Source organism: Amycolatopsis xylanica, from assembly GCF_900107045.1.
GTDB classification, from domain to species: domain Bacteria; phylum Actinomycetota; class Actinomycetes; order Mycobacteriales; family Pseudonocardiaceae; genus Amycolatopsis; species Amycolatopsis xylanica.
Genome location: NZ_FNON01000018.1, coordinates 12775 through 28609, shown reverse-complemented (window position 1 = coordinate 28609; position 15835 = coordinate 12775). Strand labels below are relative to the sequence as shown.

Annotated in this window: 15 protein-coding genes and 2 tRNA genes; 8 read left to right on the top strand and 9 right to left on the bottom strand. The window is 65.6% G+C overall.

The genetic code is table 11. The annotated features are described in order from the left end of the window. On the top strand, positions 1–417 hold a 417-nt coding region (locus BLV57_RS42225; RefSeq protein ID WP_143047308.1), incomplete at its 5' end, for a transposase. A 50-nt stretch (positions 418–467) separates the two neighbouring features. Here the strand turns inward: BLV57_RS42225 and BLV57_RS42220 are convergent. Next, entirely contained in the window at positions 468–1217 is a 750-nt protein-coding gene (locus BLV57_RS42220) for a 3D domain-containing protein (RefSeq protein ID WP_091300327.1), read from the bottom strand. 109 nt (positions 1218–1326) lie between these two features. Next, positions 1327–1968: an HNH endonuclease family protein gene (locus BLV57_RS42215; protein ID WP_091300325.1), complete on the bottom strand. Its 642-nt coding sequence runs from the start codon at positions 1966–1968 to the stop codon at positions 1327–1329. 134 nt (positions 1969–2102) lie between these two features. Between BLV57_RS42215 and BLV57_RS42210 the strand changes: the two genes are divergently transcribed. The 4 genes from BLV57_RS42210 to BLV57_RS42195 all read left to right on the top strand — a co-directional run bounded on the left by BLV57_RS42210 (position 2103) and on the right by BLV57_RS42195 (position 6314). Then, on the top strand, positions 2103–2408 hold the full coding sequence (locus BLV57_RS42210) for a GNAT family N-acetyltransferase (protein WP_091300323.1): 306 nt from the start codon (positions 2103–2105) through the stop codon (positions 2406–2408). A 62-nt stretch (positions 2409–2470) separates the two neighbouring features. After that, positions 2471–3235: a GntR family transcriptional regulator gene (locus tag BLV57_RS42205; RefSeq protein ID WP_176969059.1), complete on the top strand. Its 765-nt coding sequence runs from the start codon at positions 2471–2473 to the stop codon at positions 3233–3235. 256 nt (positions 3236–3491) lie between these two features. Further along, a complete protein-coding gene (locus BLV57_RS42200; RefSeq protein WP_143047307.1) occupies positions 3492–5987 on the top strand; it encodes a helix-turn-helix transcriptional regulator in 2496 nt (831 codons plus the stop codon). A 96-nt stretch (positions 5988–6083) separates the two neighbouring features. Next, complete coding sequence (locus BLV57_RS42195; protein ID WP_091300316.1) at positions 6084–6314, top strand: hypothetical protein; 231 nt, start codon at positions 6084–6086, stop codon at positions 6312–6314. On the opposite strand, the gene BLV57_RS42190 is transcribed toward BLV57_RS42195, so the two are convergent. After that, positions 6302–7981: a serine/threonine-protein kinase gene (locus BLV57_RS42190; RefSeq protein ID WP_091300314.1), complete on the bottom strand. Its 1680-nt coding sequence runs from the start codon at positions 7979–7981 to the stop codon at positions 6302–6304. The two genes, BLV57_RS42195 and BLV57_RS42190, sit on opposite strands and share 13 nt — an antisense overlap. Next, positions 7978–8757 (bottom strand): hypothetical protein, encoded by a 780-nt coding sequence (locus BLV57_RS42185; protein WP_425426091.1) that lies wholly within the window; start codon positions 8755–8757, stop codon positions 7978–7980. The genes BLV57_RS42190 and BLV57_RS42185 overlap by 4 nt, the downstream gene beginning before the upstream one ends. A gap of 287 nt (positions 8758–9044) precedes the next feature. On the opposite strand from BLV57_RS42185, the gene BLV57_RS44180 reads away from it, so the two are divergent. Continuing rightward, positions 9045–9689 (top strand): hypothetical protein, encoded by a 645-nt coding sequence (locus BLV57_RS44180; protein WP_245757757.1) that lies wholly within the window; start codon positions 9045–9047, stop codon positions 9687–9689. A gap of 5 nt (positions 9690–9694) precedes the next feature. Here BLV57_RS44180 and BLV57_RS42170 read toward each other — a convergent pair. From BLV57_RS42170 to BLV57_RS42150, 5 genes are all read right to left on the bottom strand, one after another. Continuing rightward, positions 9695–9768 (bottom strand) — tRNA-Leu (locus BLV57_RS42170). Between the two features lie 40 nt (positions 9769–9808). After that, the gene (locus BLV57_RS42165) at positions 9809–10558 is read right to left on the bottom strand and encodes an RNA ligase family protein (protein ID WP_091300308.1); all 750 of its coding nucleotides are present in this window, start codon (positions 10556–10558) and stop codon (positions 9809–9811) included. A 59-nt stretch (positions 10559–10617) separates the two neighbouring features. Beyond that, positions 10618–10702, bottom strand: a tRNA-Tyr gene (locus BLV57_RS42160). Positions 10703–10881: 179 nt separating this feature from the next. Further along, the gene (locus BLV57_RS43585) at positions 10882–12390 is read right to left on the bottom strand and encodes an SWIM zinc finger family protein (RefSeq protein ID WP_176969058.1); all 1509 of its coding nucleotides are present in this window, start codon (positions 12388–12390) and stop codon (positions 10882–10884) included. Positions 12391–12413: 23 nt separating this feature from the next. Then, complete coding sequence (locus BLV57_RS42150) at positions 12414–13571, bottom strand: YDG/SRA domain-containing protein (protein ID WP_143047306.1); 1158 nt, start codon at positions 13569–13571, stop codon at positions 12414–12416. A 242-nt stretch (positions 13572–13813) separates the two neighbouring features. Between BLV57_RS42150 and BLV57_RS42145 the strand changes: the two genes are divergently transcribed. Both BLV57_RS42145 and BLV57_RS42140 read left to right on the top strand, forming a co-directional pair. Next, on the top strand, positions 13814–14116 hold the full coding sequence (locus tag BLV57_RS42145) for a hypothetical protein (RefSeq protein ID WP_245757756.1): 303 nt from the start codon (positions 13814–13816) through the stop codon (positions 14114–14116). Further along, entirely contained in the window at positions 14116–15831 is a 1716-nt protein-coding gene (locus BLV57_RS42140) for an alpha/beta hydrolase (protein WP_091300301.1), read from the top strand. Before BLV57_RS42145 ends, BLV57_RS42140 begins: the two co-directional genes overlap by 1 nt. Positions 15832–15835: the final 4 nt, after the last annotated feature.

The window sequence follows — 15835 nt, the reverse complement described above, 5'->3', positions numbered from 1 at the left end:
AAACGCCACATCGCCACCGACACCCAAGGACTACTGCTGGTCGTGCTGGTCACCGCCGCCAACCTGCAAGACCGCGCCGCCGCCCGCCTGCTGCTACCCGCCCTGCACGCCGTCCAACGCGGTGTGAGGTGGATCTGGGCCGACGGCGGCTACACCAGCGCCGACCTCGTCGACTGGGCGCAGAAAACCCTGCGGATCACCCTCGACATCGTCAAGAAAATCGCCGGGCAGAAAACCTTCGTCATCCTGCCCCGACGCTGGGTCGTCGAACGCACCTTCTCCTGGATCACCCAAGCCCGACGCAACGTCCGCGACTACGAACGCCTCACCGACCACTCCGCAGCATTCATCAACCTCTCCATGATCACTATGATGACCAGGCGCCTGACCCGCGAAAAGCGGACCAAGACCACCTAGACAAGTTCAAAGACTGGCTCTTAGAACCGCCCGCAACGCGCACGAGCTTTTTACTCCACGACCAAGGTCAGCCGCTGGATCCCCCAGTTGTCGGCCTGCGTCCCGGGCAGCCAGACGTCGACGATGTCGTCCTTGATCCAGCTCCCGATGTCGGCCGCGTAGCAGTGCCCGTACCCGGGCACGTAAAACCTTGTCCCCCAAGGGATGTTCCGCGCGTCGACCGCGCAGAACCCGGGCCCGGCCAGGTACCCCAGCGCGGTCTGCCCGGCATCGTTGTAAGCACTGACGCGGTACGAGTACTGCGTTCCCTTGGGAATCGAGTAGGCGGCGAGCTTGTTCGACGCGTTCAGCCGGAACGACGACGAGATCTGCCCGAGCGATCCGGGCGAGTTGTCCTCTTTGCTCATCGCGTACACCTGGTAGTGCGCGCCGTTGCACGGACTCGCGTCGGTGACCAGGAAACTCGCCTGGCCCCAGTCACTGACCCACTGCAACGCCTGCCCGTTGCGGAACGCCCGATAGGCGACCGCACCCGGCACACGGTTGAACGTGAAAGTGACCTTGCCATCGGCGCCGAGACCACCGGCGATCCCGCTCGGCGCCGGCAGGCGGTTGCTGACGTTGACGGCGCCGACCGTGCCGCCCGGGGCTTGGCCGCCGCTGACCGGCCGGTCGGGGATGGTGCCGGTGTAGAAGTGCTGGCAGGTGGGCAGTGCTGCGCTGGCGGTGGCGGGCGCCGCGATCAGCGCGCCGAGACTGAGGACGACGAATCCGAAGGCTTTACCCAGACGTGTGGACATGACGACGAAACCTCCTGGCAGGGACCGGATGGAGGGAGCCGCGCGGTCTGTCGACGTTAGGTGGCCTGGGTCACCCTCGTCAATAGGTCTAGACCTTTTTGTCCGGCACTCAGCACTTGTCAAGCATGAGCGACAGCGCGCTCTTCTCGGCCGAGGTGATCGTCAAGGCGTAGTAGCTCTTGACAGTGATCCAGTCGGTCGCATAGGTGCACCAGAACGAGACGAGCGGCGGCTTCCACTGGTCGGGCGCCTTGTCGCTCTTCTGCTGGTTGACGCGGTCGGTCACGGTGAACAACTGCGGCCGGGTGAGGTCGTTCGCGAACTGCTCGCGCTTCTCGTTCGTCCAGTCCTTCGCGCCGCTGACCCAGCTCTGCGCGAGCGGGACCATGTGGTCGATGTCGACGTCCGACGGCTTGGTCCAGGTGTCGCCGTCGTACGGGCTGGTCCACGAGCCCGAGGTCGGGTTGCAGTCGGAACCCGCCTTGACGTCCTTGCCGTCGCGCTTCAGCACGACCTCGCGGGTGTTGCAGTTCTGCCCCTGATTGGACCAGTGCGGGTACTTCTTGCGGTCGTAGCCGTCGAGGGTGCCACGCGGCGCGATCTTGAGCTGCTCCAGCTGCGCGCGGGCGTCACCGGCGCTCGCGGATGGGGTCGCCGCCGTGCCCTGATTGGCCGTGACCAGCCAGAACACCAGCGCGACCGCGAGTACCGCGGCCACCCCGGCCAGTACGAACTGAATATTCCGGCGCATCGCGGATTCCTCTCCTGGCCAGGGAAATCCGGGTGATTATGGCGGCGCGGGCGAGGTTCACCCGGCAGATCGAGCGGCGCGTCGGACGTGAGTTCGGTCATGGTCATTAGGATGCGGAAGGCAAGGGAGGCAGTGTGGACGTCAAGGTCGAGAAGAGTTCCGAGCGGAGCCGCTACGAGGTGTTCGCGGACGGCGTGCTCGCCGGTTTCGCCGAGTACGAGCGGCAAGGCGACGAGCTGGCGTTCACGCACACCGAGATCAAGGAAGAGTTCGGCGGCCAAGGCCTGGCGAGCAAGCTCATCAGGGCGGCGTTGGACGACGCGCGTACGCAAGGCGTCGGCGTGCTGCCGTACTGCCCGTTCGTCTGCGGCTTCGTCAAGAAGCACGCCGACTACGTCGACCTCGTGCCCGAGGGGCGACGCGCCGAGTTCGAGCTGTGATTTCCCGACAACACGAACTCTCGGTGACGAATTCCCACCAAAAGTAGCGCGTGACTGGTACAGTGGCGAGACACCTACGCCACTTCGCCGACCGCAGGACGGACATACCTGAAATCCAGAAGGTCCCGCCGAAGTACGAGCAGATCGCAGCGCCGATCCGGGACCAGATCATCGCGGGCGAGCTCAAGCCCGGCGACAAAGTTCCCTCCGGCCGCTTTCTGATGAAGCTTTGGAAGGTCTCGCGGCCGACCGCCGACGCGGCGCTCGACCTGTTGAAGCACCAGGGTTACATCGAAGCGCGGCAAGGCTCGGGCAGCTACGTCCGCGAGGCGCTGCCCGGCGATCCGTCGGCCATGCTGACCGTCGACGTCAGCTTCCGCACCGAGTTCCTCGCGGTCGAGCTGACGCCTGGGCCCGCTCACGCCACGCACGCGCTGGGCGAGCCGGACGAGGCCGAGCTTCTCCGGCGGCAGCTGCTCATCCACAACAGCGAAGACGAACCCGCCCGGATCCAGACCTCGTGGTTCGCGCCCGCGGTCGCCGAGGAGGCGCCGCTCCTGCTCGAGCGCGCCCAGCCGCCGGAGGGCGTCGAGGCCTATCTCGCCGCGACCGCCGGACACCACCCGACGCGCACGCTTCGCGAGAATTCGGCTCGCCTCGCCACCGCGGCCGAACGTCGTCAGCTCGACCTCGCCAGCCCGTCCGCGGTGCTCGAACACCGCGTGACCGTGTTCGGCGCGGATGGCGCCGTGCTCCGTTTCGACGAGATCGTCTGCCCGCCGGACACCTGGTACCCCGAGTCCGATCACCCCTCTCTTTCCGGCTAACTCAAGCTTTTCTTCAGGTTCTTTTTCAGGGGCGGCGGCCGTGCGACACGGTCGCCGCCCCCTTCACTTTGTGCTGTCAAGCCCACTGCGCCTGACATCGATCACTGTACTGGCTAGTGGACCAGGCCGCAACCCAGTGTCCCCATACGTGCGCGGAAGGCGACTACCTAAGCCCGTCAGTCCAGGTCACTCGGCCAAATGACGCAACTGTGGGTGTTTCCCGTACCGAATTGCCCGCCCCGTCCGAAAAGCACATGTGACCCGACCGGTGCTGGGACAGGAATGGACGCTCGCGGGCAGGGGCGGGCAGCTGGAGACCGTGCTCGCGGCCGCGGCGCGCGGCGAGTGCATGGTGCTCTCCGGTGCCGCCGGCATCGGGAAGACCCGCCTGGCACGGGAAGTGTGGACGCGGCTACGCGCGGCCGGTCACACGGCCGAGTGGGTCACGGCGACCCGCGCGGGCTCCGCGATCCCGTTCGGCGCGGTGTCCCATCTGCTCCCCGAGGGCGGCCAAGCCGACCGACTCGCCCTGCTCCGCCGGGTCGCCGCGCAGTTCGAGCGCGCCGAGCGGCCCGCGATCGTCGTCGACGACGCGCATCTGCTCGATGACGCGTCCGCCACGGTCGTCCATCACCTGAGCACCCGGTCACCGGCGTTCGCCCTGCTCACCATCAGGGACGGCGAGCACTGCCCCGATGCGATCACCGCGCTCTGGAAGGAAGGCCAGGCCACCCGCGTCACGGTGCCGAAGCTGCCGGGCAGTGCGATCGACAGCCTGCTCGCCGAGACCTTCGAGCAGCAACTCGACGCCGTGAGCAGGCAGCGGCTGTCCCGGGTCAGCGGCGGAAACCCGTTGCTGCTCAGGGAAATCCTGCAGGCCGGATTCGACAGCGGCACGCTGCGCCGCCGTCGCGGCCGCTGGCGCTGGACCGGCTCGGTGCCCGCGACCGCGCGACTCGGCGAGGTCGTCGCTGACCGGCTCAACGCGGCGGGCGACGCCATCGCAGGCGTGCTGGAGGTGATCGCCTGCGGAGAGCCGCTGGCGATGACCGTGCTCGAAGGGCTCGCCTCCACCGAGGCCATCACGGCCGCCGAGCGCCAAGGCCTCGCGGTCATCGATCACAGCGGAAACCGAGTGCTGGCCAGGCTTTCCCACCCGCTGCACGGTGAGGTCATCCGCTCGACCATGACCAGATCGCGCACCCGTCACCTCGCGGGCAAGCTCGCCGCGGCGACCATCTCGTCGCCGATGCGAAGACGCGACGACGCCTTGCGCGCCGGCGTCTGGCAGCTGATGGCCGGGCACGCCGGCAACGCGGAAATCCTGCTGACCGCGGCGAAACAGGCCATGGACCGGTTCGATCTCGACCTCGCGGAACGCCTCGCGCGCGCGTCGCGCGACTCCGGCGGCGGCTGGCGCGCGGAGAACGTGCTCGCCCAGATCCTGAGCCATGCCGGGCAGGCCAACTCGGACATTCTCTATTGGGGCGAAGGAAAAGAGCGGGCGTCGGAGGAGATCAGCGGCGCGCCGGGCCGCCGCGCCGCCGAGGGCAATCGCAGTTTCATCCTGATGTTCGACAGCCGCTGCGCCGACGCGCTCAAGGTCGGCGAGTCCGTGCTCGCCACGCCCGACGCGGAACCGCAGGCCGTGGTCTGGGCGGCGACCGGCGCCGGCGCTGCGGCGGGCCTGCTCGGCGACACCGCGCGGGCGAGCGCGATCTACCGGCTCGGACTGGACGTCGCGACCGTGCATCAGGCCGAAGTCCCTTGGGGCGCCACCCAAGTCGGCTGCGGCAGGCTGATGGGCCTGCTCGCCAACGCGCGGCTGAGCGAAGCGCGCGAGCTGGCCGAACGCGAGTACAAGGCCGCGCTCCGCGACGAGGCCGAGAACGTCGTCGGTGCCTGGGCGGGCTTCCTCGGCGCCACCGCGAAGGCGCAGGGAGACGTGCGAGTGGCGGCGTCGTCGCTGCGGGAGTCGTTGAGCCTGCTCAAGGAGTACGACGCGTTCCGGCTCGCCGCGCCGTGCCTGGCCTCGCTGGCAGGTGCCCTCGCGCTGTCCGGTGACGGGCGGCTCGCGGCTCGGCTGCTCGACCGCGCGCACAGCCCGGAACGCCAGGCCAGCAGGCTGTTCCAGCCGTGGATGGAGCTCGACAAGGCCTGGACGCTCGCCGCGCTCGGCAACCGGTCCGCCGCCGCGTCCACCGCGCGCGCAGCCGCGGATCTGGCGCGGGACTTCGGCCAGCCGACCGTTGAAGGCTGGGCGCTCTACGACGCCGCGCGGCTCGGCGACGCGCCGTCGGTGCACGCGCGGCTGACCGCACTCGGCTCGCTGTTCGCGCCCGCCGCCCGAGGCCTGGCCGCCAAGGATCCCGAGCCGCTGGAGCAGGCGGCCTGGATCTTCGCCGACCGCGGCCTGCTGCTCCACGCCGCCGAAGCCGCGGCCACCGCGGGCGCGCTGTACCGCTCCGACGGCAAACGGACACTGGCCAACGTCGTGCTGGAACGGGCAGCCGTACTGGCGCAACGCTGCCATGGCGCGCACACTCCGCTGCTCGACGCGAGCGGCCTGCGCGCGGTGCTCACCCGGCGCGAGCACGAGGTCGCGGCGCTCGCGGTCGCCGGGCTGTCCAGCCGCCGGATCGCCGAGCAGCTCGGGCTCTCGGTGCGCACGGTCGACAACTACCTGGGCCGGGCGTACGCGAAGTTCGGCGTCCGCGGCCGGGCGGAGCTCAGCCGCGCGTTCCACCCATAGAGTGAGAGGTTCAAGTTTCAACTGACGTTCCGTAACGGTCTTTCCGCTGGCGGCGACCTCTAGAACTGCGTCCAACAAGCCGCCAGGAGGCCATCCATGAGCATCGCGTCCGCGTCGAAACCTCTGCTCCACCCGAAGGCGCTCGGCGTCACCGGTGCGGCACTCACGGCGGGATCGCTGGTGACGCTGGCCTTCGAGCTGTCGATCACCGTATCGGCCTACACCGCGCTCGCGCTGTTCCTCGTCACGGTCGCCGTCGTCTCACTGCGGCTGGCGCACGGGAAAGTCGACTCGATCTTGCACGAAGAACTAGATCACGCCGAGTGACGCTTCCGCGTGGCGAGCACCAGCAAAATCGCCCCTACCGCGCCCGCGACTCCGCAACCGACCCCGAACATGACCGCGGGCTCATGACCGATCATGGTCGACACGACCATCCACACGGCCGCCCCGAAGAGGAACCCGAGTATCGGCCCGCCGACCGAAGACCCACGCCAGCGGTGTCCGTTGCGCACGGTCCGCAAGCCGGATTCCAGGTAAGCCAGCGCGAACAGGCCGAGGATCAGGCTGCCCGCGCCCAGTGCGCTCGCGAGCGGATGCTGGGTGGTGCGGAAGGTGAACGTCTGCGTGACGATCTCCTTGGCGGACAAGGTGGCCGTGACCGTCCCGCCGACGATCCAGCGAGTGATCGCGGGCATCTCGGTCTTGGCCTTGAAGGTTCCGGGAGCGTCCGGCACGGCGGCCGCCGTGGTCGACCCGAGCGGAATTCCAGCGGCCGACAGCTCCAGCTTGATCTCTTCCGGGCTGCCTGAGCCATAGATGTCGAACGGCTTGCTGAGATCGGCTGACGCTCCGCGCAATGGCGGATAGGAAGCGTCGTGCTGAATCTCTTGCGGGGTAACGAAAGCGAGCACGAACAACGCCACGAACGCGAGCACGGCGCCGAGCCGCAGCCAGAGCACGGACTGCGCCGGCTCCGGCGTGCTGGGCCGGAGGTCGGCGCGCGTGGCCGACAGCGTGTGGTCTGCGGGCACCGGCGGACGCTGCACCGGCAGGGTCCGCGAATCGCCGACCGGCTGCGTCGTCGCGCCGGTCGAAAGCCCCGCCATCACGCGGGGCGTCAGGTGCAGCACCGGCACGCGTGAGCGTTCGAGCCAGCCCTGGCCGTAGACCTTCGTGGCCGCCGCGGCCAGGTCGGCCGCGAACGACTCGGCCTCGCGGTACCGGTTGTCCAGCTCGCGCCCGAGGCTGCGCATGACGACCGCGGCGATCGGCGCGGGGACGTTCGAGATCGGCCGGGGATCGGTGAACATGTGCTGGCGCATCATGGCGATGGCGCCGCGCGTGTTGTCGAACGGCAGCTCGCCGGAGAGCAGTTCGTAGAGGACGGTGCCCGCGGAGTAGACGTCGGCCGCGGGGCTGAGCGCGTTGCCCATCGCCTGCTCCGGCGCGATGTAGGCGGGCGTGCCGAGCACGTCGCCGCCATGCGTGACGAGCGTGGCGCCCTCGCTGATCACCTGCGCGATGCCGAAGTCGGCGACCTTCATGACACCCTGGGTGGTGAACAGCAGGTTCTTCGGCTTGACGTCGAGATGCAGCACGCCGGCGTTGTGCGCGGCGTGCAGCCCGGCCAGCATCGCGAGCCCGATCGCGCAGGCCTGCTCCCCGCTGACCCCGGCGCCGTGGAACCGGTCGTAGACGGTCCCGCCGTCGAGCCGTTCCATCACCAGCAGGTTCTCGCGCCCGGTGCGCACGTAGTCGTAGACCGGCACGATGTGCGGGTGGTCGAGGCTGGCGAGCACGCGGGCCTCGCGGTCGAAGAGCTCGGCGCTCATCTTGTGGTCGACCATGTCCCACGGCAGCTGCTTGATGGCCACCTGGCGGTTCAGCGACCGGTGGACGCCCGCGAAGACGACCCCCATCCCACCGACACCGATCTCATCCCCGATTGCGTACTGCGGTAGTGCGGCGACCAGCTCGGCCGGAGCGCTCATTGCGGGAATCCCTCGGTGGTGGCGTTGAAGTTGATGGTGGTGTCATCTGCGTGTGCGTCGATCTTAGGAGGCGCCGGGTGCGGCGTGAGATACCCGAGCAGCAAGGCGATCGCGGCCGCCCCGAGCACCACCGGGATCTCGATCGCGGGCTCCGGCGGCACCAGCCGCAGCACGGAGAGCGTCACGACCGCCACCAGCCCGGTCCCGAACCCCGCTGGCAGGAACCGCAGCGCGCGCCGCCACCGGTTCGGCGCCAGCTTGTGCCGCGCGAGCGCGAGCAAAGCGGTCACCCACGCGATGATCGTGAGAACGAGCATCGCGAGCCCGAACACCCCGTAAACGGACCAGAAAGAACCCTGCACATCGGCCACAGTGGTCGCTTCCCCGAGCGATTGCCGTTGTGCGTCGAGCAATTCAACCGATGATGGGAGCAGTCCGATCGCCTGCCCGCTCAGATCACCAAGATCGAGAACAAAGGTCCGCGTGGCTTTTCCATGCGCGGGCACCTCGAACGGCGCGGTCGTGTCATAGGCGAAGAAGGTCAACGCCAGCGCGACCCCCGAAAGCCGCACGCTCCGTACTTTCACGGGTGCGTTCGTGTCATTGACAGCGGTCACGACCAGGCTGACCTGGCTCGCCGGGTCGATCGGGACGGTGTTGTCGGCGGTCGGCTTCCCGTTGATCGTGACCGAGAGACTCAGTTGATCAGCCGACGCGGACGGCGCCCCGAGTAAGACGATTCCCAACGCAACCGCCACCGCCATGACACGTCTCATTGGGTACTCCTGCTTGCGTTGTCGGACTGGTCAGGAATGCTACAGCGAGTACTGAGCGATTGAGGGACGTTCCGATGCGGATGATGGTTCGGTTGGCTTTCGGTCTCGTAGCCGGGATGTGTCTTTTACTGGCACTTTCGAACCCGGGCAACGCACAAGTGCCACCTTCGGTTAGTTTGAAACCATCGAGTGGGCCGGCGGGTAGCGCGTTCACCATCGGTTGGGCCGGCTTCTACAAATGCCGGATCATCAATTTCACATGGGCAGGCACACTACTCACGTCCAAAGTGGCCCCCGCGGACAGCGGCTCGGTCGGCGTCAACGTCCCCGCGACCGCGAAGCCGGGTAGTTACACGGTCACCGCGACCTGCACCAGCCAGCCGGAGACGGCGAGCGGCACCTTCCGCGTCCCCGTGATCGTCACCCCGACGACTCCCCCGCCCCCGGTCACCACGAAGCCCCCGGTCACCACGACCCCGCCGAAGACCACCCCGACCAAGCCCCCGGTGACCACCCCGACAACGCCGACGTCGACCACCCCCACCTCGGAAACCCCGGTGACCTCGGAAACCCCGACGACAACCGTGAGCACCCCGGCCGACGGCGTGCTGGTCCTCGACCACCCGACCATCCAGCCCGGCGACACCCTGTCCGCGACCGGCAACGGCTGCGAGCCAGGTCATTCGGTTACCCTGACCTCCAACGGCGACAAGGTCGGCTCCACGGTCGCCGACGCGACAGGCCACTTCAAGTCCCCGGTCGAGTTCACCCGCATCGAGGCGGGCACCCACACGGTCACGGCCGACTGCGGCATCAAGCTCACCGGAGCGGTCGAGCAGGTCGTCACCAGCAGCTCCGGCGGCCACACGGGAACGTTGGTATTGCTGGTGTTCTTCGTACTCGCGGGAGCAGCGGCGATCCGCGTGCCATAAAGAGGTGCCCTTGCCAGGAGTCGAACCTGGACTGGCCGGATCCTGAATCCGGTGCCTCTCCCAGTTGGGCTACAAGGGCTTTCTCGCTGTGGCGGACCTGTTCCGGGCCCGCCACAGCGTTATTTCCGGCGCTTCAGCGTGCGGTCGTAGTCCTGAAACCGCGCCTTGGCAATGGTCTTCCGATCCTTCGTACGCAAGACGATGCCCTCCGGCTTACCACCCGCGTTCGCATCGAGAGCACTCAACGTCTCGGGCAGCTCTTGGGTTAGAAAGTCTCGCATCTTGTCGATCTCAACAGGCAAACCGTCAATTTCGAACAACCGCGGCACGAGTTCGATCTCGTCGCTTTCGGCCAGCTTTTGCAGATCGGCTTCGTTGAGGAAGGACTGGCCGTTCGCCTCCCGCCAAGCCGAGATCTCCTGCCGCGACTTGGCAAGCATCTCCTCCTCGACGACGATCGAGTCGAACATCCGAAAGCCGACGTTCAGCTCACCGCTGTACTGCTTCGCGGCCTGACCAACCTTGCCACCGTAAACTTCGAAGAACCGAACCCGGATCTTCTCGCTCTCCGGCTCCAGCCGCTCAGCCAGCGCCTTGAGCACCTTCACAATGCCTTGCGATGGATTGCCGATCAGGTCACCCTTGGCGTACAACAGTTCCTCTCGGCTACCGAGCAGATAGTTGCCGTCCGGCAAGGAGATGATCCGCGCGTTGGTACCGTCGATCTTCTCGGTACCCAGCACCGGACCGTCGAACGCGACCGGATTCTCGGTCAGCGAACCGTTCTTGGGATCCAACGCGTGATACGTCGGGATCGACGGATACTTCGTGACCGAGTTGAGCACCTCGAGATCGACTTCCCGCAGCATCTCTTCCTCCCATGGTTTGGCCCGGACGGCGACGATGCATCGGCTTCGCCGCCCGGCGGTGGTGAGGGACGGAATCGAACCGCCTGTGTGCGTTCCCGCACGACTGGTTTACAGCCAGCTGGGCCACCATGGCCCATCCCCACCCTGTGACACTGGCACGAAAAAAAGCCGCCCACCTCGGTGGACGGCTCCCTGGTGTGATCGCTTCAGATCATGTCAGGGAACCTCCGCAGAGCAGCACAAGTCCCGCGCAGTGCCCCTGCGCGGTATAGACGTGCGGCTGCTGTGTCATGCCCCTACCTTGATGCATCCCTTGTGGACCGTCAACGCATTTTCGCCTTGTCCAGCGCACGCAGAAGCGACGACTTCCGCTTGTGCCTTAGCCGAAGCTTGGCCACATAGCCATCGAAGTCCGGATCAGCCCGCCTGAGCTTCACGAGCAACCCGACAACCGCCTTGTACTTATCCCAGCCCCCACGGCCGATGGTGTCCTCAACCAGCGCGCGATAGATCGGCACCACTTCAGCAGGCCGCGTCACTACCTGCACATCGGCCAGCAGCAGCAAGGTCGTTTCCTCACAACCAAACTCACCAAACGCGGCCCAGGCCCGTTCATGTTCGTTCTCATCAAGAAGCGCTCGAACCAAGAGGTCACCACCGGGAAGACGGCCCAACGCCCACTGCCGATGGTCACCCCATCTTCCCAACCGCCCGGCAAGATCCTTGAACGCGACGTAGTTCTCCCACCATGACTGCCGTTCAAGCTCCCGTCGCTGAAGCTCCAGCGCACGGTCAGCTTCCCCCGCCTCGACCAGAAACCTGACCAACTCCTGTCGCTGATACGCAGCGACTTGAGAAAACCCCTTCGAGGCCCACTCAACAGCCTCAGCATCCCGTCCGGCGCTCCGCAGCGCCCGCGCGACGCGCACGTAGTCTTGCGGCCCATCCACGCCGTCCCGTACAGCGTCCACGAGCTCGTCATCATCATTCGCCAGCATCGCGAGTCCTTCGCGCAACTGCAGCAGCCTGCGCTGGCGCTCGCCCCCGCCCCGCCATTCCTCCTCGACCAAGCGCCTCAGCTCAGCGACCCCTGCGTCACCAAGCCCCTCCGCGAAGTCGAGCAGGTTGAAGTCCACCACCAGGTCCAACCTCAGCAACCAGCCGGCCAGCTCCTCCGCGTCAACCGGATGCGCCGCACACAGCTCGGCACACAGCCCCACTGCCCGCTGTATCTGCTCATCGACCAGCCCATATGGGTCCTCGACTACCTCCGAAGCCTCAGCAAGCAGGTCAACCACCCGCCGCGCCACCAGCGCCACCCGCTCATCGTCGCCAATCTCCTCCAGCGCGTCGAGCACGTCGCTCGCTTTCCTGGCGTAGTCGTCCGTGTAGGAACTCAGCAGGTCTTCGATCTGCCCACCCATTGCTTCGACGTCCCTCCCGACCACCCCCAGTGCGAGGCGCCGGAACAACGCTTCGTCCTCACCAGCCTGGGTGAGCAACAGCTCGACAAGACGTGTCTTCTCGAGCCTCTCAAGGTACCCACGCAGGTCAGGCTTCGGCCTGGGCGGTTTCCGCAGCACCGCCAGCCCGACCGCGACGCAGTGCTTACAGAAGAGCCCTCTCGCCGCGTGCGGGCACGTGCACTCACCGACTAGCTCGCCGCGGACGTCCTTGAGCCAGACCGTGTATCGGTCGGTGCCCTGAACTACGGCTTTTACGCCGTCGACCAGCGGATCTACGCCCTCAACGGCGTGGACGTAGCCAGCGCCGCGCGAGTACGACGCACTGCCGGCGAGCTCGCGGAGATCTTTGTCAGAGAACCACGTCACCCTGCCCATTCAACCGTCGGCCGCTAATACAGGCCAACCGTCTCTCGGTGGTAGGAGAGATACTCTGCCCCAATCCCGTGGTCAGGGTGCACCCGAAGCTTCCTGGCGAGACGCTCTCCACCGTGGATCAACGCAAGATCTTCAGCCACGGTCAGCTCGCCGTAGTCAAAGAGAACATGGCACGTTGGGCACAGACACAGGACGTTGCTCGGGATATCCGGGCCGGCATGCGAACCACCCAACGGTTGGATATGGGCACCCTCAGAGTATCCGCGGCCTTTCACAGACAACCGGATCCCACACAACTGACAGGTGTGATCATGAATTCGCTTTACGCGGTCACCGACAACCGTCGAGCGAATAACCCTACGGACCGTCGAAAGCCTGCGACCAGGCGAAAGATTTCCTGTCGGCAGCTCAAGAGACCACGTATCATCCGAAATCGTCAACTCTGGCGAAAATCCAGACTCGGCAGCAATCTTGACTAACTCAAAGCGGCAAACCTTGAACCCACGAAGCCCTGGTTCAATCCAGGCGCGCGCCACCCTAAACAAGCCGTCATACCGGTAACCAGAGTCCGGCGCATGCACATTGCGCCGCTGCGGATTGTGCCCACGTATTACACGAACGGGAGCACCAGTAATCATGCTGGTTCGCAGCGCAGCATTACCAGGAGCCGAAAAGGACTGGTCACTTTCCTGTTTTCCCGAATCGCCCCGACCACCATGACCAGTGTAGACGATCATGTTGCCAAAGTCTTTGTCATCTTCATACTTATGTGAAGCGACAATCGACTCTGCGCCGTCACGTCCATTGCCGACAATCCCAGAGATAGGAGCACGGTGCACTTGCACCTGAGCAGCAGCTTTTCGGCTATCAAATACCGACCCCTCAGGCACGCCAGCTATCTCACCATAACCAGCCTTACTCAGCTCAAAGCCGAAGCCACTGAGCAGGTTAAGGAACTCGCGCTCAGCAACACTCGGTGCAGCAGAACCACTGGCGCGTCGGTAGGCAGAGGCGACGACAGCAATCGGGTCATACTGCCGGCCTTCATGAAGCAGGGCACGCTCAGCCGAACCTGTCGAGCCGTATGCCTCCAGGAACTGCAGCCGACCAAGATCATCACACTCAGCCACAGCGGCGAGCACATCATCTCGGGAGATACCGGCAAGTGTCATGGTCACAAGTTAGCTGACACAGGACAGCGCCACATTGCAATTTGCATGCCCAGGCAATCGCCGGCAGACCGAGTGTCGCCTAGAAGGGTTAGGTGGTTCTACTCAGGGCGGGCCGAGTAGGAATCCCCGACCTCCGATTAAGTGTCACCCGCGCTGGTCAGAGGTGTTGATCCAACCCGCCGCTCTCCGTAGTGTGACCAGTTGACTACGGGGAGGGAGTCACGATGTCGGGTTACCAAGTCATGATCGACAAGATCAAGAACACCGGAGACGCCGCATCACGAGTTGCAGATGGGATCCGTGGCGTGGATTGCGCCGCGACGGTCCCAGGTGGTGACGCGGGTATTCCAGGGTCCACCAGCATGGAGAAACTCGCGGCGGTCAAGCGGGCATGGCAAGGCCGCGAGCAGAACTTCGCCAGCTTGCTGGAAGCGCACTCGGCCAACATCGAGAAGGCGGTACAGCTCTACCGCAGCAACGAGCAGGCTGCGGCCCAGGATCTGACCGCTCGTGAGCGCACGCCGAGCGGTCCGAGGCCGTCTTGATGGTTACCTGGGGATCAGCCAAGAACTGGAACTCAGCGCCACTGCTGGATGCGGTGGGAGCTCTCAACGCCGCCTACAACAAGACCATCGCACTCTCGGATGACCTGCGTGATTTGAACACCCCTCACGGGTGGTCCGGGAATGCCGCAACCGCTGCCGCGGGCAAGGTCACCCAGATCATCGACAGCCTCGAAGAACACGCCGCCGAGCTCGCCGCTGGCCGACGTAGCTTCGGCGATACCGGTGACGCCATCACCGGCGTTATGCATGGCGTGCGGGAGGCAGAAGATCTAGCAGCCGCGCAGCACTTCACGATCAGCGATGACGGCACAGTCGTTGACAGCGGGCCGCCCACTGGGACTAGCGCTGACCAACAAGAGGCGGTGGCGAGGGAACGTCAGAAAATCGCCGCCGAGCTGCGCGAACGGGTTGATCAGGTGGTCCGGAGCGCCACCGACGTCGATGCGGACTTCAGTGCTGTCCTCGACAAGATCCTGTCCGGGCACACGATCGACGCCGCAGCGAACGACAATGAACACACCAGCCTCGCCGGCGCAGGCAACGCCGGGGATGCTCTCGGCTCGTTGACCATTCCGGCGCCCCCGCCTGAGGGCGCGACCGCAGCGCAGAACGCCGCGTACTGGGCCACCCTGAGCGAAGCACAACGCACTCGGCTGGCCATAGACCGGCCCGAGTTGGTCGGACCTCGCGACGGTTTCTCAGCCAAGCAGCGCGATATCGCCAATCGCAGGCTGATCGAGCGTGAACGGACAACCCTTCAGTATGCCCGGGACGTGCTGCAAAGCAAGATCGACAACTTCCCGCGGACTGGCGGCGGAGAGATCAAGCTCAACGACCAACGTGAGTTCGACGCGCTCAAGTCTCAGCTCCAAACCCTCGATGGAAAATTGGGTGGGATCGACAAGCTGAATCAACGGCTGAACCAACCTGCCGACACGCCGGAAAACCAGAAGTACTACCTACTGGGAATCGACGGACGAGAAGACGGCAAAGCCATTGTAGCCAAGGGAAACCCAGATACCGCATCCAACGTAGCTACTTACGTACCCGGAACCACAGCCGACCTCGCCACCTTTAGTGACGAGCTTGACCGGGGCGACGCCATGCACCGCGAGGCAATTGAATCAGGCGGCAAGTCGACCTCCGTCATAACATGGCTGGGTTACGACGCACCCGACACTTTGCTCGACGCGGGGAGTGAAAGCTACGCGGATAATGGGAAGAAGGCGCTTGACGGATTCCAGGACGGTCTTCGGGAAAGCCACGAAGGAGTTCCGTCGCACAACACGGCGGTCGGGCACAGCTACGGAACCACGCTCATCGGACACGCCGCGCGCGACGAGCACCTCGTGGTCAATGACCTGGTGCTCATCGCCAGCCCTGGCGTAGGTGTCGACCACGCGAGTCAATTGAACCTGCCGCCTGATCACGTGTTCTCGACGACTGCCGACAAGGACGTCATTCATGTCACGAACTTTCCCAGACTCCCCGGCGGCGACGGAATGCCCGGTGATCCACTCGGCCCAAGCCCTACCGATACCGAGTTCGGCGGCAGAACATTCCGCTCCAACCCTGGTACAACCGTGGCGGGGCCACTCGACCTACCCAGTGTCGCCGCCCATGGAGAGTACTGGCAGCAGAACAATCCCTCGCTCCGGAGCACCGGCAAGATCATTGCTGGGCTACAGCCCTGACGGA